This is a genomic window from Martinezella rhizogenes (genome assembly GCF_007002745.1).
Lineage (GTDB): Bacteria > Pseudomonadota > Alphaproteobacteria > Rhizobiales > Rhizobiaceae > Agrobacterium > Agrobacterium cucumeris.
The window spans coordinates 848957-872028 of the sequence record NZ_SGNY01000002.1 but is presented as its reverse complement, the minus strand read 5'-3'; the positions used below and the strand labels follow the sequence as shown (position 1 = coordinate 872028).

The 23072-nt window shown below is 60.2% G+C and carries 20 protein-coding genes; 16 read left to right on the top strand and 4 right to left on the bottom strand.

All coding sequences use genetic code 11. The features are described from left to right. The first annotated feature begins 240 nt into the window (after positions 1 to 240). The 11 genes from EXN68_RS09930 to EXN68_RS09880 all read left to right on the top strand — a co-directional run bounded on the left by EXN68_RS09930 (position 241) and on the right by EXN68_RS09880 (position 12362). Positions 241 to 1149 carry a LysR family transcriptional regulator gene (locus EXN68_RS09930; protein ID WP_142840627.1) on the top strand — a complete coding sequence of 303 codons (909 nt, stop codon included), beginning with the start codon at positions 241 to 243 and terminating at the stop codon, positions 1147 to 1149. Between the two features lie 147 nt (positions 1150 to 1296). Continuing rightward, positions 1297 to 2079: a carbon-nitrogen hydrolase family protein gene (locus EXN68_RS09925; protein WP_237681385.1), complete on the top strand. Its 783-nt coding sequence runs from the start codon at positions 1297 to 1299 to the stop codon at positions 2077 to 2079. Between the two features lie 14 nt (positions 2080 to 2093). Beyond that, positions 2094 to 2759 carry an RraA family protein gene (locus EXN68_RS09920; protein ID WP_142840625.1) on the top strand — a complete coding sequence of 222 codons (666 nt, stop codon included), beginning with the start codon at positions 2094 to 2096 and terminating at the stop codon, positions 2757 to 2759. A gap of 62 nt (positions 2760 to 2821) precedes the next feature. Continuing rightward, positions 2822 to 3862: an ABC transporter substrate-binding protein gene (locus tag EXN68_RS09915; RefSeq protein ID WP_142840624.1), complete on the top strand. Its 1041-nt coding sequence runs from the start codon at positions 2822 to 2824 to the stop codon at positions 3860 to 3862. Positions 3863 to 4141: 279 nt separating this feature from the next. Continuing rightward, the gene (locus tag EXN68_RS09910) at positions 4142 to 5215 is read left to right on the top strand and encodes an ABC transporter ATP-binding protein (RefSeq protein ID WP_142840623.1); all 1074 of its coding nucleotides are present in this window, start codon (positions 4142 to 4144) and stop codon (positions 5213 to 5215) included. Continuing rightward, positions 5212 to 6090: an ABC transporter permease gene (locus tag EXN68_RS09905; protein WP_142840622.1), complete on the top strand. Its 879-nt coding sequence runs from the start codon at positions 5212 to 5214 to the stop codon at positions 6088 to 6090. The genes EXN68_RS09910 and EXN68_RS09905 overlap by 4 nt, the downstream gene beginning before the upstream one ends. A gap of 12 nt (positions 6091 to 6102) precedes the next feature. Then, a complete protein-coding gene (locus EXN68_RS09900; protein WP_142840621.1) occupies positions 6103 to 6897 on the top strand; it encodes an ABC transporter permease in 795 nt (264 codons plus the stop codon). Positions 6898 to 7077: 180 nt separating this feature from the next. Further along, complete coding sequence (locus EXN68_RS09895) at positions 7078 to 8475, top strand: NAD(P)/FAD-dependent oxidoreductase (RefSeq protein WP_142840620.1); 1398 nt, start codon at positions 7078 to 7080, stop codon at positions 8473 to 8475. Continuing rightward, positions 8472 to 9734, top strand: a complete 1263-nt coding sequence (locus EXN68_RS09890) for an FAD-dependent oxidoreductase (RefSeq protein ID WP_142840619.1) — start codon at positions 8472 to 8474, stop codon at positions 9732 to 9734. The genes EXN68_RS09895 and EXN68_RS09890 overlap by 4 nt, the downstream gene beginning before the upstream one ends. After that, positions 9734 to 11128: an FGGY family carbohydrate kinase gene (locus EXN68_RS09885; RefSeq protein ID WP_142840618.1), complete on the top strand. Its 1395-nt coding sequence runs from the start codon at positions 9734 to 9736 to the stop codon at positions 11126 to 11128. The genes EXN68_RS09890 and EXN68_RS09885 overlap by 1 nt, the downstream gene beginning before the upstream one ends. A gap of 121 nt (positions 11129 to 11249) precedes the next feature. Next, positions 11250 to 12362 carry an endonuclease/exonuclease/phosphatase family protein gene (locus EXN68_RS09880; RefSeq protein ID WP_142840617.1) on the top strand — a complete coding sequence of 371 codons (1113 nt, stop codon included), beginning with the start codon at positions 11250 to 11252 and terminating at the stop codon, positions 12360 to 12362. 277 nt (positions 12363 to 12639) lie between these two features. On the opposite strand, the gene EXN68_RS09870 is transcribed toward EXN68_RS09880, so the two are convergent. Beyond that, the gene (locus tag EXN68_RS09870) at positions 12640 to 13512 is read right to left on the bottom strand and encodes a helix-turn-helix domain-containing protein (RefSeq protein ID WP_142840616.1); all 873 of its coding nucleotides are present in this window, start codon (positions 13510 to 13512) and stop codon (positions 12640 to 12642) included. Positions 13513 to 13642: 130 nt separating this feature from the next. On the opposite strand from EXN68_RS09870, the gene EXN68_RS09865 reads away from it, so the two are divergent. From EXN68_RS09865 to EXN68_RS09855, 3 genes are all read left to right on the top strand, one after another. Continuing rightward, on the top strand, positions 13643 to 14581 hold the full coding sequence (locus EXN68_RS09865; RefSeq protein WP_142840615.1) for a phytanoyl-CoA dioxygenase family protein: 939 nt from the start codon (positions 13643 to 13645) through the stop codon (positions 14579 to 14581). A gap of 167 nt (positions 14582 to 14748) precedes the next feature. Next, positions 14749 to 15477: a L,D-transpeptidase gene (locus EXN68_RS09860; protein ID WP_142840614.1), complete on the top strand. Its 729-nt coding sequence runs from the start codon at positions 14749 to 14751 to the stop codon at positions 15475 to 15477. A gap of 34 nt (positions 15478 to 15511) precedes the next feature. Then, positions 15512 to 16174 carry a DsbA family protein gene (locus EXN68_RS09855; protein WP_237681383.1) on the top strand — a complete coding sequence of 221 codons (663 nt, stop codon included), beginning with the start codon at positions 15512 to 15514 and terminating at the stop codon, positions 16172 to 16174. 98 nt (positions 16175 to 16272) lie between these two features. Here the strand turns inward: EXN68_RS09855 and EXN68_RS09850 are convergent, their stop codons facing one another. Both EXN68_RS09850 and dsbD read right to left on the bottom strand, forming a co-directional pair. Beyond that, a complete protein-coding gene (locus EXN68_RS09850; protein ID WP_205125318.1) occupies positions 16273 to 16881 on the bottom strand; it encodes a DsbA family protein in 609 nt (202 codons plus the stop codon). Continuing rightward, positions 16878 to 18740: a protein-disulfide reductase DsbD gene (dsbD, locus tag EXN68_RS09845; protein ID WP_142840612.1), complete on the bottom strand. Its 1863-nt coding sequence runs from the start codon at positions 18738 to 18740 to the stop codon at positions 16878 to 16880. The genes EXN68_RS09850 and dsbD overlap by 4 nt, the downstream gene beginning before the upstream one ends. 142 nt (positions 18741 to 18882) lie before the next feature. Here dsbD and EXN68_RS09840 point away from each other — a divergent pair, with 142 nt between their 5' ends. Together EXN68_RS09840 and EXN68_RS09835 are read left to right on the top strand one after the other, a co-directional pair. Further along, the gene (locus tag EXN68_RS09840; protein ID WP_142840611.1) at positions 18883 to 19545 is read left to right on the top strand and encodes a response regulator transcription factor; all 663 of its coding nucleotides are present in this window, start codon (positions 18883 to 18885) and stop codon (positions 19543 to 19545) included. After that, the gene (locus EXN68_RS09835; protein WP_237681382.1) at positions 19545 to 20903 is read left to right on the top strand and encodes an ATP-binding protein; all 1359 of its coding nucleotides are present in this window, start codon (positions 19545 to 19547) and stop codon (positions 20901 to 20903) included. Before EXN68_RS09840 ends, EXN68_RS09835 begins: the two co-directional genes overlap by 1 nt. A 31-nt stretch (positions 20904 to 20934) precedes the next feature. On the opposite strand, the gene EXN68_RS09830 is transcribed toward EXN68_RS09835, so the two are convergent. Continuing rightward, complete coding sequence (locus EXN68_RS09830) at positions 20935 to 22971, bottom strand: NADH:flavin oxidoreductase (RefSeq protein WP_142840609.1); 2037 nt, start codon at positions 22969 to 22971, stop codon at positions 20935 to 20937. Between the last annotated feature and the right edge of the window lie 101 nt (positions 22972 to 23072).

Below are 23072 nucleotides of genomic sequence, written 5' to 3'. Positions count from 1 at the left end.
CCATGAAGCGGCTCGGTGGGCTCACATCTAATGTTTCGGGAGGCGGAAAAAGGAGCGGAAAATAACTGAGCTCGGCAGCTTGATGAGCGTTCCACCACCATGCCATGTGACTCGGCTCTCATCCCTTGCTTATGGGCGTGTGCATCGGACATACTGACACTCGAACCACAAGGGCCAAGGGCAAGACGAAGCCGGCATTGCATTGCTGGATCGCGGAGCCATGCGAGAAGATTTTACCTCATGAATACGCGATTTCTCGAAACCTTCCTCTGGGCTGCACGGTTGAACAGCTTTTCGGCAGCGGCGGAACGTTTGCACACCACTCAGGCGTCGGTTTCCAACAGGATTGCCGCTCTGGAACGAGAGCTAGGCGTTGTGTTGTTCACCCGCGATGTGCGCTGCGTCAACCTGACGCCGGCTGGTCGTCTGGCGCTGCAGCATGCTGAAAAGATCGTCAACCTGACCGGGGAATTCCGGCAGATCGTGAGCAGTCGTGAGGCGCTGAGAGGTACCGTGCGTATCGGTGCTGCGGATACCATTGTTTATGCCTGGCTGCCGCTTCTTATTCGTCGAATGAACGAACAATATCCCGGTGTCAGCCTGGATCTGACCATCGATACCAGCCTGAAATTATCCCAGCGCATTCAAAATGGTGAAGTGGATGTCGGTTTCATCATGGGACCGGTCATGGCTGCGAACATCTATAATTCGCCGCTCTGTACGTTCGAGTCCTGCTGGGTTGGCGCGGTTGATCTGCCTTTGCCGGAAACAGGTGTCACGCTTGAAGATATCGCGCATTTTCCGCTACTTACCTTCTCGACGGGTTCTCAGCCGCATCAGGCATTGCGTGCGCTGCTCGATGCCCACGGACTGTCTGACAGTCGTATTTATAATTCCAATTCCCTGTCGATCATGACCCGCCTCGTGGCAGCGGCGGTCGGCGTGGGCGCTTTGCCGCGCGTGCTGGTGGACGGCATCATCAAGTCCGGCGAAGCCCGTATCCTCGATATCGCGCCGTCTGTACCGCCCCTGACATTCCACACCGTTTATCAGGAACGTGGCGACAACGCGCTCGCCCGGGCCATTGCCGACATGGCGACGGAAATCGTCAGTGAAACCACCACACAATGGATGACTGTCGCCGCCTAAATTTTGCGCTGCAACACGAAATGATTAATCTATAAGCTTATCTTATGGGTTCCGATAGAGTTTTTCCGTTTGTCATGAAAACCGTTCCCGTTCTTAATTCTCCTCGCAACATGAGAGGAGAGCAACGTGAAAGTCTCACTTGTTCAAATGAATACCCAGAACGACAAGGCAGAAAATCTTAAGGTTGCTGCCGATCTTATCGAAAAGGCAGTCAAGGCGGACAATCCTGACCTTGTTGTTCTTCCAGAATACTTTGCATTTCTTGGGGATAATCCTCAGGAGATGCATGAAAGCGGGGAAGAATTTCCCGATGGCGAGATTTATACGCTGCTTTCGGGGCTCGCCCGAAAGCACGCGATCACGCTGCATGCCGGTTCCATCGTTGAGAAGGAAGGCAACCGTTTCTACAATTCGACGCTCGTTTTTGGTCCTGATGGCAAGCAGATCGCCCGTTACCGCAAGATGCACCTGTTCGACGTCGATACGCCGAACGGCATCAGCTACCGTGAGTCTGACTCCGTCGCCCGCGGCGAAGACGTGGTGACCTATAAGGTTGGCGACCAGACAGTTGGTTGCGGCATCTGCTACGATATCCGCTTCCCGGAACTGTTCCGCGCCCTGCGGGACAGGGGGGCAGACGTGATCGTTCTGCCGGCCGCCTTTACCCTGATGACGGGCAAGGACCATTGGGAAGTGCTGGCCCGCGCCCGCGCCGTCGAAACCCAGACCTATTTTCTGGCTGTCGGCCAGATCGGCACCCATGCGGGCGGCAAAAAGGCCTGCTGGGGGCATTCCATGGTCATCGATCCCTGGGGCCACATCATCACCCAGTGCTCCGACACTGTCGGGACCGCCGGCGCTGCCCTCGACTTCGACTATTCGGCCAAGGTGCGCGCCAACGTGCCGGTGGCAAACCACCACGTGCTCTGATCGGAGAAAGACTTATGTTTATCGTCAATCCAATGCCGGACCAGATCGACGCTGATATCGTCGAACTTCTGGAAAAGGTCGAAGTCGCAACGATCGGCCACGTGCTTCATTCCGGTTTCGTCGATCCGGAAATCCGCGCGGTCCTTCCGGGCAAGCGGGTGGCCGGCACCGCCGTCACCCTGCGCATCCCGAACGCCGATTCGACCATGCTTCACTACCTGACGCAGATTGTGCGTCCGGGCGATATCGTGCTCATTGATCGCTGCGGTGATACCCGCCACGCCTGCTGGGGCGGCGTCATCACCAACACGATGAAAATGGCCGGCGTCAAGGCTGGCGTGGTCGATGGACCGGCGACTGACTTTTCGGAGTTCGTCAAGGTCGATATGCCCATGTGGTGCCGTGGCCCTTCGCCGATCACCACCAAGATCCTTGGCCTTGAAGGGGCGATCAATGTTCCGATCAGCGTCGGTGGCCAGATGATCAATCCGGGCGATGCGATCCTGTGCGATGAAAGCGGCGTTGTCGCCCTTCATCCGAGCCAGGCCCGCGCCATGGCCGAGCGCGCCATCGGCATGCAGGAAGCTGAACTCGTGCTTCTGGAGCGTCTGCGCAACGGCGAGAAGTTGCCGGATATTTCCGGCGCCAACAAGCTCGTTCAGGCCAAGCTGAGCGCCTGACACCGCCTTACGGGTGGCGGACCAGTCCGCCACTCCCAATAATAATAGAGGAGAACAGGACAATGAAGAAATCTATACTTCTGAGCGGGATTCTCATGCTTGGCGCGGCCGCTCTGCCGGCGCACGCCCAGCAGACCGTAACGTTCCTTGGCTATAGCGGCCTTTTCCAGGAGCGTTACACCAAGGCCGTCATCGAGCCTTTCATGGCCGCCAATCCGGATATCAAGGTTGAATATTTCCCGCAGCAGGGTTCCGCCGCCATGCTTGGTTCGCTGCGCGCCCAGAAGGCTGCGCCGCAGGCCGATGTCGCGCTGATGGACGTCTCCGTTGCCAAAACCGGTACGGATGAAGGTCTGTTCGACAAGATCGATGAAAGCGTGACCAAGAACGTCGCCGACCTCTATCCCAACGCCCGCTTTGAAGGCGTGGCCGGCGTTGGTGTGACGTTCGACAATCTTGTGCTCATCTATAATACCGATGCGATCAAGACCGCGCCGGACAGCTGGAACGCTCTGAAGGACAGTGCCCTCAAGGGGAAAGTCGCCATGTTGAGCGCGCCCGATATTGTCGGTATCGGCACGACGATCATCATGGACCACATGAATGGCGGCACTGACTTCATCAAGAATATCGACGCCGGTATCAATGCGATGGCTGAAGTTGCGCCAAACATTCAGACCTGGGAGCCGAAGCCGGAAGTCTATCCGAATGTCGTCAACGGCCAGGTTTCACTGGGCGTGGGCTGGAATGCCCGCAGCCAGGTGAATGCCGATGGCTCCAAGGGCAAGATGAAGGTTGCGCTTCCCAAGGAAGGTACGATCCTCCAGATCAATACGCTCAATCTCGTCAAGGGCGGCCCATCATCGGAGGCCGGACGTAAATTCGTCGATTATGCGCTGAGCCCTGAAGCGCAGGCTGCCTTTACCGCCGCCATGTATTATGCGCCGACCAACACCAAGGCTACCGTTGCCGACGATGTCAGCGAGCGCACGGTCATCAAGGCGATGGACAAGGTTATTCCGGTTGACTGGATCGGGCTTTCAAAGGTCCGCGATCAGATCACACAGGACTGGCGTCGCAAGGTCATTCCGCTCAGCCGCTAGGGCTCTCGTACAGAATGGCAGATCTTCCGCATCACTCATGCGCTGCGGAAGGACAAAACAACACATTCCCTCTGTCGACACTGGGGTCGGCGGAGGGAAGGGTAAGACGGACATGCATTCCCTTTGGCCTGGCATGTCTGCGATACGGGAAACGCCGTGAAACAGCGCAGCGAAGTTCTGCTGCGACTGTATAGATCAAGGGACAGGCCATTTCCGCGCCTAACCGGCCGGACATGTCCTGAAGAAAGGCAAAAAGCCAGAATGGGAACTTCAGACATCATGCAGCCCGGATTCCTCTCGATTCGTTCACTGACCAAGCGCTACGAGACCATGGTCGCCGTAGATGATCTCAACCTCGAGATTCCCAAGGGCGAACTGGTTGCCTTCCTCGGTCCTTCGGGTTGCGGCAAGTCGACATCGCTGCGCATGATTGCCGGCCTCTCTCCCGTCTCCTCAGGTTCGATCTCGATTGGCGGCAAGGACGTGACGCAGCTTGCCCCTTACAAACGTGACATCGGCCTCGTTTTCCAGAGCTACGCGCTTTTCCCTCACATGACGGTTCTCAAGAACGTCATGTTCGGTCTTGAAATGCGCAAGGTGCCGGCTGCCGAGGCCGAACGCCGCGCGCGTGAAGCCATTGCCATGGTGCATCTGGAAGGGCGCGAGGACCGACGTCCCGCCCAGCTTTCCGGCGGCCAGCAACAGCGCGTCGCACTGGCGCGCGCCCTCGTCATCCAGCCCTCCATCCTTTTGTTCGATGAGCCGCTTTCCAATCTCGATGCCAAGCTGCGCGATGAGATGCGCGCCGAAATCCGCCGTATCCAGAAACAGCTCGGCATCACCTCCATCTTCGTCACGCATGATCAGGTCGAGGCGCTCAGCATGTGCGACAAGGTCGCCGTCCTCAACGGCGGGCGCCTAGAACAGCTCGGCACACCGCACGATCTCTATGAGCGCCCGGCGACGGCTTTCGTCGCTTCCTTCGTTGGCCGCACCAACAGGCTGGTGGGCAACGCGGCCGGCGATCGCATCACGGTCGGCGATGCGGTTTTGCGTGCGCCCGGCTCACACGCCGGCAAGATCGACCTTATGGTACGGCCGCATCGCATGGCCATGACGGTTGCTGGCGACGCTTTGCCTGATTTCGATGGAGCGCCGGTCAACCGCATCGCCGGCGAGGTTCGCGATGTCTATTATGCGGGAGATATTCTCCACTACGAGATCGCCGCAGGCGGGCAGATATTGTCCGTGGAACGTGCGACTTCCGGCGGCGAAACACCGGTAGTCGCCGGTAGCGCAGTCAGTCTCGTCTGGCGCGTGGAGGACACGCTGGTTTTCGGAGCAGACCAATGACAGCGTCGGTCATGATCACGGCTCCCGGCAGCCGCACGTCCTCCATGGTGTTTCTCGCCACCCTGCTTCTCGGGCCGATCATCGCGGTCAATGGTCTGGCCTTTGTCATGCCGGTCTTCAATCTGCTTTTGCTTTCCTTCCGCGAAAGCCTCGGCGGCGGCGGTCTCGGGGAAGCCCACACGCTTGAAAACTGGTCGTCCACGCTCACCGACGGTTTTTATATCGAACTGATCGGCCAGAGCATCCTGACCAGCCTCATGATTACGGTTCTGACGCTCATCGCTTCCTATCCAATCGCTCTTTATCTTCACCGGGCGCAGGGCCGCTGGAAGACACTGCTGCTTGTGCTCGTCATTTCGCCGTTGCTCACCTCGGCGGTGGTGCGCACCTATGGCTGGATCGCGATCCTTGCGGATGACGGGCTCATCAACAACATACTCTTCGCCCTGGGTGCTGAAAGCGGCGTGCGTCTGTTGTTCAACAAGGTCGGCGTCGTCATCGGCCTCACCGAAATCCTGATGCCCTATATGATCCTGGCATTGCTCGCCGGTTTCGGCAGGCTTGATCCGCGGGTCGAGGAGGCTGCCGAAACGCTCGGCGCATCGCCCTGGAGGGTGTTCTGGCGGATTATCGTGCCGCTCACCATGCCCGGTGTGGCGCTTGGTTGCCTACTCTCCTTCGTTCTGGCCGTCAGCTCGTTCATCACCCCCAAGCTGCTTGGCGGCGGCCGCGTCTTCCTTCTGGCGACGGAAATCTACGATCAGGCCATTGTGACGCTCAACTGGCCTCTTGCCGCAACGCTTTCGATGATCATCCTCGTGATTTTCGGGGCTGCCCTGGTGCTCTATTCCCGGCTTCTGCGGGCGGTTCTGTAAAGGAGATCGAAGATGGAAGAACGTCCCGTTCCGTTGGCGCTGAAAATTGTCGCCTTTGTCATGTTCCTCTTTCTGCTTGCGCCCGTGGTGCTCGTCGTGCCGATCTCCTTTTCAGCCGACAGCTACATGACCTTTCCGCCTTCCGGCTGGAGCCTGCGCTGGTATATCGAGCTCATGCACAATTCCAAGATGATTGGCGCACTGGGCACCAGTACGCTCCTCGCCGTCATCGTCACGGTGCTGTCGATGCTGATTGCGCTGCCCGCCTCCTACGCCATCGTCCGCATGCGGGTGATCGGTGCAGATGCATTGCTTGCCTTCTTCACTGCGCCCCTGCTTCTGCCGACCATCGTTCTCGGCCTCGCGATCCTGATCGTTTTTGCCGGTGCCGGTCTGCTCGGCACGTTCACCGGCCTGGTAATCGCGCATCTCATCATCGTGCTGCCCTATGCCCTGCGTGTGCTCACCACGTCGCTCGCCGGCCTGCCGCTGATCTTCGAAGAGGCCGCCTCGACGCTCGGAGCATCGCCGTTCACCGTCTTTAGCCGCATCACCATGCCGATGATCGCGCCGGGCGTTGTCGCGACGGCGGCGCTTTCCTTTCTCGTCTCGTTCGATGAGGCCGTGATTTCGCTGTTCCTCACCGGTCCGCGTATCACAACGCTCCCCGTCGCCATGTATCAGCATGTTGAAACCCAGGCTGATCCGCTCGTTGCGGCCATTTCCGTTCTTCTGATCGTGCTGACGCTTGCCGTCGTCCTGATCGTTGACCGAACGGCGGGCCTGACGAAGACTTTTGTCAAATAAAGGCGGCAGGCATATCGAGAAATATTCCTCGTAAGGCTGGTTGAATTCAAAGCGTCGGCGCCAGCTTTGCCGGACTGAAACCAGCACTAATTTCATTCCCGTTGATGAACGCACGCTGCATCGGCGCGATGCGTCACGTCTGTTGATTTCGTTTTTGAACCACGAAGGTAAGGGAAGCCAATGGTCCAGAACCTCTCCACGGAATTCGACGTTGCCGTCATCGGTGCCGGGGTTGTCGGCTGTGCGGTCGCCCGTCGTTTCGCCCTGGCCGGTGCGAAAGTGGTCGTCATCGAGAAGGGTGCTGATATTCTCTCCGGGGCTTCGAAGGCCAACAGCGCCATTCTTCACACCGGCTTCGATGCGCCGGAAGGCAGTCTGGAACTGGAACTGGTAAAGGCGGGTCGGGCGGAATATCTGTCCATCCACGGGCAGATGGGCCTCAGCCTCGTCGAGACCGGTGCACTTGTCTGTGCCTGGAATCCGGATGAGGCGGAGAGACTTTCGGCGATTGCCGAGCAGGGGCGGCGCAACGGCATTGCCGAACTCGACCTGCTCACGGCCCGGCAGGCCCGCGAAACCATGCCCGGCCTGTCCAGCCATCTTGTCGCCGCGCTCGAAGTTTCGGGTGAACACATCATCGATCCGTGGTCCGCGCCGCTGGGTTATCTCACGCAGGCCGTGGGGTTGGGGGCGCAGCTGGTGCGCAATGCCGAAGTCCTCTCCGGTTCGTTCGATGGCGCGTGGCGGATCGAGACGACGGCGGGTCCGATCCTTGCGGCAAGCGTTGTCAACGCCGCAGGGCTGTTTGGTGATGTGGTCGATACGCGGCTGGGGCTTCTCCCCGAATTCACCATCATGCCGCGCAAGGGACAATTCGTCGTTCTCGATAAGGCCGCCCGCCGGCATGTGCCGCGCATCGTCCTGCCCGTTCCCACCGAAATCACCAAGGGCATCGTGGTTTGTCCCACTGCCTTCGGCAATGTTCTCATCGGCCCGACGGCGGAAGAGCAGGATGATCGCGAGCGTGCGACCGTGGAGACGGCGACGCTGCAAGCGCTGCTGAAGCGCGGCGCGGAGATCGTTCCGGCACTGGCCCCCATTTCCGTGACCGCCGTCTATGCCGGCTTGCGGCCGGCGTCTGACAAGAAACATTACCGGATTTCCGCGCGGCCGGACCGGCGGGCGATCACTCTCGGGGGGGTGCGTTCCACGGGCCTCAGCGCTGCGCTCGGGCTGGCGCAGCATGCGTTGACGCTTCACGCGGGTTTCGGCACCCGCTTTGACCTGCCGTCCTCCGTGCCTGAGGTGACGATGCCCAACCTGACCGAAACCTGCGAGCGGGACTGGCAGCGTGCCAATCATGGCGAAATCGTCTGCCATTGCGAACTTGTCACCCGGCGTGAGATCGATGCGACATTTTCCAGTCCGGTGCCCCCGGGCGATTTTGGCGGGCTGCGTCGGCGCACCCGCGCCGGCATGGGGCGCTGTCAGGGGTTTTATTGCAACGCCCGGCTTGCCGCGATGACGGGTGACCGTCTGGCCGTACCGCTTGCGGTCAGTGCGGGAGACGAGCGATGAGTAGCGTGACGCTTTTTCAGCAAGAGCGCGAAGACGTTTCATGTGCCGATGTCATCGTGGTTGGCGGCGGCCCGGCGGGCGTGGCGGCGGCTCTGGAGCTGAAAGCCCGTGGTATTGCGCGTGTGATGATCCTCGAGCGCGAGCCGACCCTTGGCGGCGCGCCCCGGCATTGCTCACACTCGCCTTTCGGCATGCGCGAATTCGGGCGCGTCTATTTCGGCCCGGCCTATGCGAGACGCCTAGAGAGGGAAGCGCAGGATGCCGGTGTCGATATCCGCACCGGTCATTCCGTGGTTGAACTCGGACAGGATGGCGCATTACTGGTCACATCGGCGCGCGGTGTCGAGAGCGTGAAGGCCCGGCGCATCGTGCTGGCCACCGGCGCGCGGGAAAAACCGCGCTCGGTGCTGCTTCTGCCCGGCGACCGGCCGGTGGGTGTGATCACCACCGGCGCGCTGCAATCCTATGTTGCCTTTCATGGCATCATGCCCTTTCGTCGGCCGCTTATCATTGGTTCTGAACTGGTTTCATTCTCTGCGCTTCTGACCTGTCTGGCGCATCGCGCGCGGCCTGTGGCGATGATCGAGCCTGAGCCGGAACCGCTGGCACGGTCGCCTTTCCAATGGTTTCCGCGACTGGTCGGGGTGCCGTTTCATTGTGGTGCAATGCTTATGGACATTCGCGGGCGCGGCCGTGTCGAGGAGGCTGACATCCGGCTGGCGGATGACCGTCTCCTGACTGTCAAGTGCGATGGTATTCTTCTGACCGGGCGGTTCACGCCGGAGGCGGCGCTTTTGAATGCATCCGCAGTCGATGTGGCGGCAGGCAGCGCCGGGCCGATGATCGATCAGGACGGCCGGATGGCTAATCCCATCTTTTTCGCCAGCGGAAACCTGTTGCGGGCCGTGGAAACGGGCGGCTGGTCGTTTCGCGAAGGTAGCCGCGTGGGTGCTGCAGTTGCCGACGATCTCGCCCGCGAACCCTGCGATGACCGGGCCATAGCCGTCACTTTCGCCGACCCGGTCAAACTCGTGGTACCCACCATGCTCCGCAGGGGAGGGCTTGACCGACCAGCTTTTCGCGACTTTCAGCTGCGTTTTACCAAACGTGTTCGAGGCCGGCTTTCTCTCCATCTTGATGGGATGGAAGTGTGGAGCAAGAGCGGCCTGTGGTTACCGGAGCGCCGTGTGCTCGTGCCCATTCCCCGCTCTGCGTTTGAAGCAAGCCAGGTTGCCTTTGATTTTCTGGAGACAAACTGATGCGCATTGCGGCGATCGATCAGGGAACGACATCGACGCGATGCCTTGTGGTCGGCGATGGCATGGCACAGGTCGTCTCCAGCCTGCGTCATGCGCAGTTCTATCCGGCGCCAGGCCATGTGGAGCATGACCCCGAGGAACTGTTGCGCAATATCCGCGCGGTGCTTGCCGCCGCCGGCCCGGTGGATGCCATAGCCATAGCCAATCAGGGCGAGAGTTGCCTGGCGTGGGACGCCGAGAGCGGTGAGGCGCTGTCGCCGGTTATCGTCTGGCAGGATGCCCGCACCGCCGATGCTCTTGCCGCTCTACCGCCATCGGCGGCGGATCGCTCGAAAGAGATTTGCGGTTTGCCGCTCGATCCCTATTTTTCGGCAAGCAAACTGTCCTGGCTGCTCAAGCATAATCCAGCGGTGACGCAGGCAAGGGCGGCCGGACGGTTGCGGCTGGGCACCACCGATGCGTTTTTTCTGGATCGGCTGGCCGGCTGTTTCCGCACCGATCTTGCGACGGCTTCGCGCACCGGGCTGCTTGATCTGGCAACCGGAGGCTGGAGCCCGGAACTCTGCATGCTTCACGGTGTGCCGCTGGATTGCCTGCCCGCCATCGGCCCCGTCGATGGTGGTTTCGGCGCAATCGAGGCAACGCCCGTACGCGTTTCCATCGTTGACCAGCAGGCGGCGCTTTACGGGCATGGTTGCCGCAAACCCGGTGATTGCAAGATAACCTTTGGCACGGGAGCTTTCCTGCTGGCTGTTGCCGGCAACGAGCGCCTGCCAACGGGAGAGCTCTTGCCGACTATTGGCTGGCAGAGGCAAGGCGCGCCGGCCGTTTTCGCTGTCGAGGGAGGGGTCTACGATGCCGGTGCGGCGCTCGAATGGGCGCGAAAGATCGGCCTGTATACCGATAATGGCGAACTCGACGGTTTCGAGGGACCATCCGCCATTCGGCGCGGCCTTGTATGCGTGCCGGCATTTTCGGGTCTTGCGGCGCCCTATTGGGACAGACAGGCCGTGCCGCTGTTCATCGGGATGGAACATGCCACCGAGCGGCGTGACATGGTGCGCGCGCTGCTGGAAGGTATTGCCATGCTGACGGTGCGATTGATAGAGGCGATGCCGGCTGCAACTCCCATCGGTGACACGATCTCCATCGACGGTGGCCTGTCGAATAGTCGGTATTTCGCCCGTTTTCTGGCGGCCGCCAGCGGCCGGACCATCTGTGTGCCGGCCATGCGGGAGTTGACGGCGCTCGGTCTGGCGGAGTTGTGCGGTGTCGACGTCGCCGCCATGCGAAACGATACCGAGATATTCATGCCCGATGGGTCGGTTGATGCCGCAGATCACGATCGTTTCGCACGTGCCGTGGGCAATGCGCGGACTTGGCGAAATGCTTAAAGCTTTCGCGAGGACGACCTTGTCCATCGGTGTGCCCGTCGTGAATTTCCTCTGCCAGACCGAACTGTCGTGTCTTTGAAATGTAAAACGTGCATCATCCCTGCAACCTGGGGAGGATCAGATGCGCCTTGCTGTCTACAACGTTGAAAACCTCTTTGATCGCGCCAAAGCGATGAACCTTGGGAGTTGGGAAGAGGGAAAGCCGGTTCTTGAGCATTTCGCGGCGCTGAACCAATTGCTTGGTCAGGTCGAGTATAGTGACGCAGACAAGGTCGAGATCGCCCGGCTCGTCGTCGAGTTGGGTATGGAGCAGTCCGACACGGGGCCTTTTGTTATCCTTCGCCGAAACCGTGGCGGTTTGCTCAAGCGGCCGACTGCGGGCGGTGTCGTGGTCGTTGCCGATGGCCGGGCCGACTGGGTAGGGTCGCTGGAACTGCGCGATGAGCCGGTCAACGAGCACGCCATGCGCAACACTGCGCGGGTGATGGTCGATCTTGAGGCCGACGTGCTCGGCACCGTCGAAGTCGAGAGCCGCCCGGTGCTTTCCGCCTTCAATCGCGAGATCCTGCCGGCGATCGGCGGCACACCGTTTCGCCACGTAATGGTAATCGACGGCAATGATGAGCGCGGGATCGATGTCGGCATGATGACCCGCAAGGGTTATCCCATCGGTGCCATGCACAGCCATGTCGATGATTGCACACCGAACGGTGAGGCGATCTTTTCGCGCGATTGCCCGGAATATGAAATCACCACGCCCGCCGGCGCTCAGCTTGTCGTCATGGTCAATCACCTCAAGAGCAAGGGGTATGGCGGAAAGGCCAAGTCGGATGCCAAGCGAAAGGCACAGGCAAAGCGTATCGCCGAAATCTACGAGAAACTGATCGAACGGGGCGTCGAATATGTCGCTGTTATCGGTGACTTCAACGACACCCCCGGCAGTGATCCGCTGGAGCCACTTCTTGGCGGCACCTCGTTAAAAGACATCTTCAAGCATGACGCTTTTGATGATGGTGGTTACCCCGGCACCTATGGCGGGTGCACGGCCTCCAACAAGATCGACTATATCCTGCTGTCTCCCGCCCTTTTTGCAAAGGTCAAGGACGGTGGCGTGTTCCGCAAGGGCATGTGGCCGGGTGTTCGGCCGAAGAAGTGGGAAAGCTATGACGAGGTCAAGCGTCAGGAGGACGCCGCGTCCGACCATGCCGCGCTCTGGGTCGATCTCGATATTTGAATGTTGCCGGGGTGACACCGACTGATCTGGGGCGCAGTGGGCTGATCTGTCGCGCGCGATCAGCGACAGAGAAGGTGTGAAGGTTGCAAGGGTCATGAAACCCCGCGGGCGTATTGCGTCGAATGCGGTCAATTCCTTGAGAAAGGGTGCCACGGCATCGGGCGCGAGACCAAATTTGCTGGCTTCGCCTGATGTGTTGACCTGTACCCCGCCTGGGGCAGGGTGCGAAGTAGCGCCGGCCGCTGCGGCACAGGGGCAATCCGGTAGCTTTGCTGCGTTATCGGATTTTCCTACCGCTGCCCTGAAACGAGGCGCGATAGTCGCGCGGTGTCATGCCGCGCAGACGCAGGAATTGGCGATTGAAATTGGCCAGCGAGGCATAACCGACATCGGCAGCGATATGCCGGATCGGCTGGGTGGTGCCTGAAAGCCGGGAGCAGGCTTCGCCGACCCTGAGGCCGATCAGATAATCGGACATGCTGACCTGCGTATGTTTCCTGAACATGCGGTGCAGGCCGGATTCGCTGAGAGCGGCTATTGCGGCAATCTGCTCCATGCGGAGGGGCTCATGGTAGTGGCGGTGCAGATGGATCAGGACACGGTCAATCCGCGAGCGGTCCCCTTCCACCTGCTGAGGCACGACGGTTGACAGGGGCGCGCCGTTGTCCTCTGCCGCCAGCCGCGCCAGAATATCCAGAAGTCCGGTCAGCTGCCCGACTGGCGGACGGGAAAATATCGCTTCAAAATCATCCGCCAGAGCCCGGCCAAGCGCGGGGTCGAACGCCAGTCCGGTTGCGGCGTTCTGGATGAGACGCCTGACGGGCGCCAGTTCCACCGATCCGTCAGCCAGTCCTTCGATCCATTCTTTCCTGAACCAGAAGACGAGGGCGACATGGGGTTCAGCCGGATCGAGTTTGTCACGCGACGCCCAGGTGTGCGGCAGGTTCGGGCCGATGAGCACGAGGTCGCCATGATCGTAATCGGCAACATGATTACCCACGAACCGCTGCCCGCGGGAATTCAGTGTCAATGTCAGCTCGAACTCGGGATGGTGGTGCCATTCGAACGGAATGGCGTCGTCAAGCCGCCGGTTGAGCCTGCTCCAGGATGACTCCGGCGATGTCGGCAGATGTTCGAGATGTGGTCTCATTCTGCGCTTTCTGGGATCTATACGCTGGAATAGTATCAGTATTGTCCATCTGCGGACAACACTTTCATCGGGAAAACCGTAGCCTTCCTTTCATCGCCTGATGTTCGGGAGATGATGATGGGAGAACGACATGCAATCCACCGCAGCAATCAAACGCGACAGCCATCCGACGACGGCCGCCACGACCCAGCTCAAGGATATCAACAAGACCTTGCCGCTGCGCGTCCTGTCGGAAGCGGACTGGCAGCACTGGACGACGAAGGGATATATCATTGTCCGTCAGGCGGTGCCTGCGGCGAATGTGCAACGCCTTGTCGATCTGCTCTGGAAATTCGATGAGAAGGACCCGGCCGATGCTTCGACCTGGTATGCGCCGCAAAGACGCGAACACAAGATGAAGGAATTGAACAATACCGGCATGCTGGAGATTTATAATCACCAGTATCTCTGGGACAATCGCGTCGAGCAGCGGGTCTACGACGTCTTTGTCGACATATGGGACCGGGAGGATCTGTGGGTCACCATCGACCGCGCCAATCTCAATCCGCCGAAAAAGGTGAAAGGCAATCCCAACGGTTTCATCCACTGGGATGTGGACACGTCCATCCGCCCGCTGCCGATCGGCGTACAGGGCGTGCTGAGCCTGCAGAAACAGGACGGCGATGTCGGCGGGTTTCAATGTGTGCCCTATCTTTTTGAACATTTTGACGAATGGGTGAAGACGCAGCCGGAAGATCGCGACCCGATGCATCCGGATATGGCTGGCCTCTCCGTCGTCAATATCGATATGGAACCGGGCGACCTGATGATCTTCAACTCGCTGCTTGCCCATGGCGTGCGTCCCAACCATTCCGATGGCCGTGTGCGCATGGCGCAATATATCTCCATGCACCCGGCAGAATTCGACAATGAGGCAGAACGGCAGGAGCGAATCCGGCTCTGGAAGGAGCTCGATCATCCGCAGCGCGACGCCTTTCCCGGTGATCCGCGTGAATGGGAGAAACGTCATGCCGAAACCGCCAGGCTCAACCCACTCGGCGAAAAGCTGCTTGGCCTGACCCGTTGGTGAACTGCATCGAACACACAGAGGAAATGACCGTCCCAAGGGCGGTCATTTATCTTGTCGGTGATCCGCAGTAATGCCGATCCGGACGAATTGCCATGCGGGTGGTGGCCTTAAGACTGGCTTAAGGTGGGGGCCGGCTATGTGTCGCCGAATAGGAGACACATCCCAGAATGCACGACATCCCGATTTTCACCACCCGCAGAAACCTTCTTGCCCTTGGGCTTGCGGGCCTGCTGGCAGGTTGCGCCACATCCGGTGAACCGCCCAAGCCGGCGACGTTGTCAAGAAACGACGACCCCTTGCCCGAGACGCCTGCGCCGGTCATGCCGGCAATGTATGCGGCGCTTCCCGATGAGACATTCCCGATCCCGGCGGTGAACATCAAGCAGGTGGACCCACGCTACTGGCGGCAGGTCGTCGATTATCCGACCGACGAAAAGCCCGGCACACTGATCGTCGATACGCCGAACAAGTTTCTCTATCACATTCTGCCGGGCGGCAAGGCGACCCGTTACGGGATTGGCGTCGGCCGGGACGGCTTCTCCTGGGCTGGCCGGGCGATTGTCGCCTACAAGCGGGCATGGCCGAAATGGACCCCGCCGGACGAGATGGTGGCGCGGCAGCCCAGTCTTCAGCCCTACAGCATCGCCAATGGCGGAATGCCACCCGGTCTCAAGAACCCGCTCGGCGCGCGGGCGCTCTACATTCATCAGGGCGGCAGGGACACGCTTTACCGCCTGCACGGAACACCGGAGGCCTTTTCTATCGGCAAGGCGGTTTCCTCCGGCTGCATCCGGCTGCTGAACCAGGATGTCATCGACCTCTTCAACAATGTGCGGGACGGCAGCACCATCGTGGTTATTCCCGACCCCTCGAAACGTCAGCAACTTGCCGCCTGACGACCGATACGGAAAAGAAAGAAGGCCCATCACCATGGCACATGATGTTCGAAACCGCGCGGATGTTTCAGCCCTTGCCGGGCTCAGACGCCGTGCCTTTCTCCTCGGCTCGATTTCGGTGGTCTCGGCCATCGCATCGCCGGCTACGGCTTCACCCAACGGTCTGAAGCTCGAGATGATCCTGCGCGATCCGGCGGCACCCGTCTCCGGCAATCCCGCCGGCGAGCTCACCATGGTCGCCTTTCTCGACTATAATTGCCCCTGGTGCAAAAAGACGGCCGTTCCCATGAGTAATGCGGTCTCGGCAGACGGGGATGTCAGGATGGTCTACAAGGACTGGCCGATCATAACGCCCGACTCCGTCGAGGGAGCGCGACTGGCGCTGGCGGCGAAATATCAGGACGCTTATCACATCGTCCATGATGCGCTGATGGCGATCAAGACGCCGAAGGTGAAGGCCGATGAGATGCGCGACACCGTGCGTGCGACAAGCATCGACTTTGCTCGTCTCGAGCGCGACATGAAATCGAAAGCGGCGGAGATCGATGATCTGCTTGCGCGCAATCATGAACAGGCAATGTCGCTGCAATTGACGGGAACGCCTGCTTTCATCATCGGCAAGTTCCTCGTCCCCGGTGCGGTACAGAGTGCGGAAGCCTTTACAGACCTTTTCAAAAGAGCGCGTGAACAGGCTTAACGTTCGGAGAATGATGGTTTCAGGTCCGGTCGGACTGAAACCATCGTTTTAACATTCCGGTCGGGCATCGCAGTGCCGATGCCCTTTGCCGTCTCGTCCTAGCCCCGTGCCTTGGCGATTGCTTCCTTCAGGCCCTTTCGGTCAAGGACGCCGGCAAAGCTCGTCGTTCCCACCACAAATGATGGCGTGCCGACGAATTTGAAGGCGGCGGCCTGTACCCAGTTCCGGTCCAGCAGGCCGGAAATCCATGCCTGATGCTCGATAACGGCCTTGCCGACGCCGTCGAAGGTCAGGCCCGCTTTCTTGAGGGCCTTTTCGACATCGGCCTGCTGCAGCTTGTTCGGCGTGTGAAACATGGCGTCGAGCGTCTTTTCATATTTGCCAAGCTTGACGCTGGCGAGCACCGCCTGCGCAGCGATGACCGATGCGCCACCGAAGACCGGCCAGTCCTTCAGCACAAGCCTCACCTTGCCATCCTGTTCGACCACGTCGCGCACCATGCCGTAGGACGATTTGCAATAGGGGCACTGGTAGTCGAAATATTCCACCACCGTCACGTCGCCTTTCGGATTGCCGAGGACCGGGGCGTCCGGATCGTGCAGCACCATCTGCCGGCTTGTCGGGTCTGTCTCGGCAAAAACAAGCGAGGGGGGAGCAATGGCGGCAAGGCCGGCCATTGCGACAAGCTGTCGGCGTGTAAGGGTCATTGGCGGGCTCCTGCGGTATTGTCGATTGCCGGTTTTGCAAGCGCCTGATGCGTTTGCGCCGCCGCATCGATGAGTGAACGGGCCGAAATCTCGCCCACCATGCGGATGGAGGGGAGTTCGGTTCCTTTTTTGTCGAAGAACAGCATGGTCGGCGGGCCGATGACATTGCTGTCCTTCATCAATTGCTGTTTGTCTGACGTCATGTCCGAAAGATCGACGGAGACGAGGTTCGTATCCTTAAGGCTTTCCGCGACCTGCGGATTGCTTAGAACAGAGCGCTCGATGACGCGGCAGGAAACGCACCAGTCCGCGGTGAAGTAGATGAGGCTTGGCTTTCCTGCTTCAGCGACCGCGGCTTTCAGTTCTTGATTGGAACTCACCGTTGCAAAACTCGCCTTTGTCAGGCCGGGCAGGGAGCGGCTGGCGACCGGGCTGCCGGAGAATTGCAGCGGCTGGAGCATGCTGGTGCTGCCGCTTGCCGCGCCGAAAGCGAGAAACGCTCCGTAAAGCATGGAAAGAAGGCTGGCCGATTTCATCAGCCGGCGGCCAATGCCGGCCTGTTGCGGCAGTGCGTCGAGAGCACCGAAGAAAACACCGATTGTAACGAGCAGCGCTGCGGAAAGCGCAAGCGTTGCGGATGGAGGAATGAGCCGGTCGAGATACCAGATCGCGGTGGCAAGGAAGATAAAGCCGAACAGCCAGCGTATCTGCGCCATCCATGCGCCGGCCCGCGGCAGCAATGCCGCGCCGGAGGTGCCGATGAGGATGAGGGGAATGCCCTTGCCGATGCCGAGCGCAAAGAGCGCTGCTGCGCCGAGCAGCAGGTTGCCACTCTTGGCGATATAGAGAAGTGCGCCTGCAAGCGGTGCCGTCACGCAGGGGCCGATCAGCAGCGCCGAGCTGAAACCGAGAATGGCGGTCGAGCCGAACGATCCGCCGAGCGAACGCTGCGATCGCGCCAGCCAGTCGCGAAGGCCGGCCGGAAGCTGGACCTCGACCATGCCGAAACTGGCGATCGCCAGAATGATAAAGACGGCGGCGGTGATGAGAATGGCCGGTGGTGACTGGAGGGCAATCTGGAAGCTTTGGCCAAGCCATGCGGCCAGTATGCCGAACAGGCTGAAGGCGGCGGCAAGCGCGACGACATAGGTTGAGGAGAGGAGAAAGCTGCGACCGGGTGACAATGAAGCGCCCTGCCGGCCGAGCGTGGCCGCGAGGATGGGGTACATGGGAAATACGCAGGGCGTGAATGCAAGGAGTACGCCAAGACCCATGAAGGAGGCGAGAAGCAGCGCCGTGCCGCCTCGGGCAAGAAAACCTTCCACCATGCCCGGCTCGGCCGGGGGTGCGGGTGAGGGTACTGACTGCTCAGCCTTTTCCGGTTCTGCGGACGGCGCGATCAGGGCGAAGGACTGAAATGAGGGTGGATCCTGCGGCCTTATGCCGAACGGCGCCTCTGCTTCGATCCGCAAACCGTCGATGGCGACCGTTCTGAAGGGATAGCAGATGCCGCCATCCTGGCATCCCTGAAATGTCAGTTTCATCGTCTGCGGCGCGTCGGCAAGCGTGGCGGCGGCTTGCCCGAAATAGACTTCGGTGTTGCCGAAGCCGGGATCATCCTTCATCTCCCCGGCCGGCGTCCTGAGATCGAGCTTCGTTCCGTCCTCAGTGCTGGCCTGCAGGCTCTCCCGATAGAGATAATATCCCTCGGCGACTTGCCAGCGGAAGGTGGCCGCCGTTCCCGTGCGGTCTATCGAAAGCTTGAACGCATCCGTCATGTCCATCGGCGGACCGAGCGCGAGCGCCGGTCCACAAATGGACATGAGAACGAGGAGCACGAACGAAAAATTGAAACGCATTCTCTTTCCTTATGGGGTAGGCCTTGTGGGATAAGCCATGGATGGCGCAGGCTTCCGGCCGGAAGCTTAAGCCAGCCTTAAGGTTCGGTTTTCAGGTTCCCGCGCATCAAAATACCCCTGTGCCGGAATGATGGAGTGCTCAATGCGTCTGTTGGTGGTCGAGGACGATGATGTCCTGCTTGATGGTCTGCGTGTCGGGCTGCAGCTTGCCGGCTTCACCGTCGATGCCGTCATGACGCTTGGCGACGCAAAAATCGCCCTCGAGAATTGCCGTTTCGATGCCGTTGTCCTTGATGTGATGTTGCCTGACGGGTCAGGTCTCGATCTTCTGCGCCACACGCGCAATGAACGCAACCGGGTGCCGATCCTCCTGCTCACCGCCAAGGATGCGACCACGGACAAGATTTGCGGCCTCGATGCCGGCGCGGATGATTATCTGGGCAAGCCTTTCGATCTTGATGAGGTTGCCGCCCGGCTGCGGGCGATCATCCGCCGTGGCGAGGGCCGTTCCGAGGGCACGCTGTCGGCGCTGGGCGTAACGCTCGATCCGGCGAAGATGGTGGCGAAGAAGGATGACAATGTCATTGCGCTATCACGCCGCGAATTTGCGATCATCCATGCCCTCATGCAGAATCCTGGCATGATTTTTTCAAAGCCGGTTCTGGAAGAAAAGCTTTATGGCTGGCAGGAGGATGTGGAAAGCAACACCATCGAGGTCCACATCCACAAGCTTCGTTCCAAACTGGGCGCCGGTTTCATCGAGACGGTGCGCGGCGTCGGTTACCGCGTCGGGAGGGTTGCGTGATGTCGATCCGGGCAAGATTGTTTACCGTGCTTCTGTTGATGACGGGCCTCGTCTGGCTGTCGGCCTGCGTGTGGATCTACACCAGCACGAAGGCGCGGCTGGAGCATGTTCTTGATGCGCGGCTGGTGGAATCGGCAAGAATGGTCGGATCCCTCGTCGGCGACCCCCCGGTCGATATCCGCCTGATAGACGGCCATTCACCGACGCATGATGAGGACGCGGACGCTGATGCGGCGGCGATACCCTCCTATGAGCGCCAACTCGCCTGCCAGATTTGGTCCATCAGCGGCCGTCTGCTCAGCAAATCGGACAGTGCCCCGGATGCTTCCCTTTCGGATCATGCCTCGGGCTTCCAGAATACGGTCATCAACGGCATCGAATGGCGCGTCTATGCGGTCGTGAAACCCGACCTCGGTGTCAGGGTTCTGGTGGGCGACAGTGTTGAGGTTCGCGACCGGCTGGTTGACGATGTTATCAAGGGGCTTCTTTATCCGGCGCTTTTCATCATGCCGCTGATGGCTGGCCTTATCTGGCTGTGTGTTTCCCGGGGGCTTGCGCCGTTGCAAAAGCTCGCAAACGGCATGAAAGCACGCGACGCGACTGAACTCCACGGCTTTGCCGACAAGGGAACGCCATCGGAGCTTCGGCCGATGATCCATGCGCTGAACAGCCTTCTGGCGCGTGTTCAGGCGACGCGGGAAAGGGAACGCGAGTTTACGACCTATGCCGCACATGAATTGAAGACGCCGCTTGCCGGGCTGAAGACGCAGGCGCAGGTGGCCATGCGCTCCACCGATCCTGAGGTGCAGCAACAGGCGCTGCGGCGCATCGAGCAAAGCGTCGACCGGACAAGCCGGATGGCGAAACAGCTTATCGACCTGGCTGCCGTCGATGCCACCGAAGCGCAGGCGACGAAAGCCGGCGTCGACATTCCCCGTCTGATCCTTGATGTCATACAGGAGCTGGAGCCGCTCAGGCGAGCGCGCGAGGTTGAAATTACCTGCCGGCTTTCGCAAGAGGCGGATACGATCCTCATTGAGGCTGATCGCTCCCTGCTTCGTCTTGCGATCCGCAACGTGATGGAAAACGCCGTGCAGCACTCGCCGAAGGGATCGACGGTGGAGTGCCGGGCGGAACTGGCAAACGGCAAGGTGAACGTCGTGGTTATCGACGAAGGGGCGGGGATCGCGGTGGAGGAACAGGAACGGGTGCTGCAGCGCTTTTACCGTTCGCCGCGATCGGAACCGGGTGGAAGCGGCCTTGGGCTTGCCATCGTCAAGATGGCAATCGACCGGCTGGGCGGGCGATTGCAGTTTTCGCAATTCGGTCAGCGGTTCGCGGTATCGCTTGAGTTATGAAGGAGGCTGCCACCGGGCAGCTCTCTCTCTCTCAGAGGTCCTTTGCGAGGCGCAGCGCGTCATAGATTGCCGCATGGGTGTTGCGCGCTGCGACTGCATCACCAATCCGGAACAGCCGGTAAGCGCCGGCAGGACTGCGCTCGACGGTCTGGGCCGCGCCCGCAATCAGCGCGTCATAGGATATTTCGCCGAGGTTCTTTGAGCCGGGCTTGAGCTCGAAATAAAGCTCGTCCAGCGGGATTGTGCCGTGATTGACGACGATCTGGTCGACAACGCGCTGTTTCGAAACGCCGCCATAATCGCTGCCGACATGGGCGATGATCTGGTTGCCGCTTCTTTCCGCCGCCTCCAGCCGGTAGGTGACGGTGAATGTCGTGTCGTATTTCTGCAGCGAACGCATATAGGGCACGAGATTCATGGCCATGACTTCCGGGGCGAAAGAGCGATCCGGCGTCATGATCTCGACCTTGCCGCCCGCCTTGGCGATGAATTCGGCGGCCTGAAGCCCGGTGTGGTCGCCTGCATCGTCATAGACGAGAACATTGGTGCCCGGCTTGACGTCGCCGGAAATGATATCCCATGCGGAGACGACCAGCTCGTTGCCCTTCGAAAGCACCTCGGTATGCGGCAGTCCGCCGGTAGCGATAATCACCACGTCGGGTTTTTCGGCGACAACCGTATCCGCCTCCGCCCAGCTGTTGAAATGGAAGATGACGCCGAGCTTCTCGCACTGGCTCATGCGCCAGTCGATGATGCCGATCATTTCGCGGCGGCGTTCGCTCTGTGCGGTCAGGCGGATCTGGCCGCCGGGGTCGCTTGCGGCTTCGAAGACCACGACCGCGTGGCCGCGCTCGGCGCAGACCCTTGCGGCTTCAAGGCCTGCCGGGCCAGCGCCGACAATCACCACCTTCAGGCTTTTCTCAGCCCGGGTGATTTCATGCGGCATGGTTTCCTCGCGGCCGGTTGCCGCATTGTGAATGCAGAAGGCGAGGCCGCCCTGATAGATGCGATCAAGACAATAATTGGCGCCGACACAGGGGCGGATGTCCTCCTCCCGCTTTTCCATAATCTTGCGGACGATATGCGGATCGGTCATGTGGGCGCGGGTCATGCCGACCATGTCGACCTTGCCGGCGGCAATCGCATGCCGGGCGGTGGCGACATCCTGGATCTTGGCGGCATGGAAGATGGGGAAGCTGGTCGCCGCGCGGATTTCGCCTGCGAAATCAAGATGCGGCGCGCTGGCCATGCCCTGAATGGGGATGACGTCGGTCAGGCCGGGATCGGTGTCGATATGCCCCCTGATGACGTTGAGATAGTCGATCAGGCCGCTCTCCTTTAGCCGTCTGGAGATTTCGATGCCTTCCGCCTTGCCGGTGCCGTTCTCAAGACATTCATCGGCGGTGTAACGAACCCCGAGGATGAAATCGTCGCCGACGCGTTGGCGTATCGCCCTGAAGACGTCGAGACAGAAGCGCATGCGGTTTTCAAGCGAGCCGCCATAGGGGCCTTCAAGCTCGTTGGTCAGGGGTGAGACGAACTGGTCGATGAGGTGGCCATAGGCTTCCAGTTCCACGCCATCCATGCCGCCCGCCTTCATTCGTTCGGCAGCGTCGGCGAAATCCTTGATGATGCGCTCGATATCCCAGTCCTCGATCTTCTTCGGAAAGGCGCGGTGCGCTGCTTCCCGCTGATGCGATGGCGCGAGGACCGGCAGCCAGTCGCCCTTGTCCCAGCGGGTGCGGCGGCCAAGATGCGTCAGCTGGATCATGATCGCCGAACCGGCCTCATGCACGGCGTCGGTCATTTCCCGGATCCACGGAACGATTTCATCCTTGTAGGCCAAGAGATTGTTGAAAACAGGCGGGCTGTCTTTCGATACGGCGGCAGAGCCCGCCGTCATCGTCAGCGCCACGCCGCCCCTGGCCCGCTCGACTGTATAGGCGCGGTAGCGCCCTTTCGGCATGCCGTCTTCGGGGTAGGCGGGTTCGTGGGAGGTGACGATGATGCGGTTGCGCAGCGTCAGATGCTTGAGCTGATAGGGCTGAAGAAGGGGATCGTTCGACATGTGCCTGCTCCAAAACGGTTATGACACAAGGCTAAGAGAAAATGTACATATGTGTCAATTAAGAAAACACTGGTGTTTGTGAGTTCGACAAGAGTGTACGC

Coding starts and splice junctions, on each gene's coding strand:
- EXN68_RS09910 (WP_142840623.1), top strand. CDS start 4,142: ATGCAGCCCGGATTCCTCTCGATTCGTTCACTGACCAAGCGCTACGAG.
- EXN68_RS09855 (WP_237681383.1), top strand. CDS start 15,512: ATGGCACATGATGTTCGAAACCGCGCGGATGTTTCAGCCCTTGCCGGG.
- EXN68_RS09920 (WP_142840625.1), top strand. CDS start 2,094: ATGTTTATCGTCAATCCAATGCCGGACCAGATCGACGCTGATATCGTC.
- EXN68_RS09930 (WP_142840627.1), top strand. CDS start 241: ATGAATACGCGATTTCTCGAAACCTTCCTCTGGGCTGCACGGTTGAAC.
- EXN68_RS09870 (WP_142840616.1), bottom strand. CDS start 13,512: ATGAGACCACATCTCGAACATCTGCCGACATCGCCGGAGTCATCCTGG.
- EXN68_RS09835 (WP_237681382.1), top strand. CDS start 19,545: ATGTCGATCCGGGCAAGATTGTTTACCGTGCTTCTGTTGATGACGGGC.
- EXN68_RS09830 (WP_142840609.1), bottom strand. CDS start 22,971: ATGTCGAACGATCCCCTTCTTCAGCCCTATCAGCTCAAGCATCTGACG.
- EXN68_RS09860 (WP_142840614.1), top strand. CDS start 14,749: ATGCACGACATCCCGATTTTCACCACCCGCAGAAACCTTCTTGCCCTT.
- EXN68_RS09925 (WP_237681385.1), top strand. CDS start 1,297: ATGAATACCCAGAACGACAAGGCAGAAAATCTTAAGGTTGCTGCCGAT.
- EXN68_RS09850 (WP_205125318.1), bottom strand. CDS start 16,881: ATGACCCTTACACGCCGACAGCTTGTCGCAATGGCCGGCCTTGCCGCC.
- EXN68_RS09900 (WP_142840621.1), top strand. CDS start 6,103: ATGGAAGAACGTCCCGTTCCGTTGGCGCTGAAAATTGTCGCCTTTGTC.
- EXN68_RS09885 (WP_142840618.1), top strand. CDS start 9,734: ATGCGCATTGCGGCGATCGATCAGGGAACGACATCGACGCGATGCCTT.
- EXN68_RS09865 (WP_142840615.1), top strand. CDS start 13,643: ATGCAATCCACCGCAGCAATCAAACGCGACAGCCATCCGACGACGGCC.
- dsbD (WP_142840612.1), bottom strand. CDS start 18,740: ATGCGTTTCAATTTTTCGTTCGTGCTCCTCGTTCTCATGTCCATTTGT.
- EXN68_RS09915 (WP_142840624.1), top strand. CDS start 2,822: ATGAAGAAATCTATACTTCTGAGCGGGATTCTCATGCTTGGCGCGGCC.
- EXN68_RS09895 (WP_142840620.1), top strand. CDS start 7,078: ATGGTCCAGAACCTCTCCACGGAATTCGACGTTGCCGTCATCGGTGCC.
- EXN68_RS09905 (WP_142840622.1), top strand. CDS start 5,212: ATGACAGCGTCGGTCATGATCACGGCTCCCGGCAGCCGCACGTCCTCC.
- EXN68_RS09880 (WP_142840617.1), top strand. CDS start 11,250: ATGCGCCTTGCTGTCTACAACGTTGAAAACCTCTTTGATCGCGCCAAA.
- EXN68_RS09890 (WP_142840619.1), top strand. CDS start 8,472: ATGAGTAGCGTGACGCTTTTTCAGCAAGAGCGCGAAGACGTTTCATGT.
- EXN68_RS09840 (WP_142840611.1), top strand. CDS start 18,883: ATGCGTCTGTTGGTGGTCGAGGACGATGATGTCCTGCTTGATGGTCTG.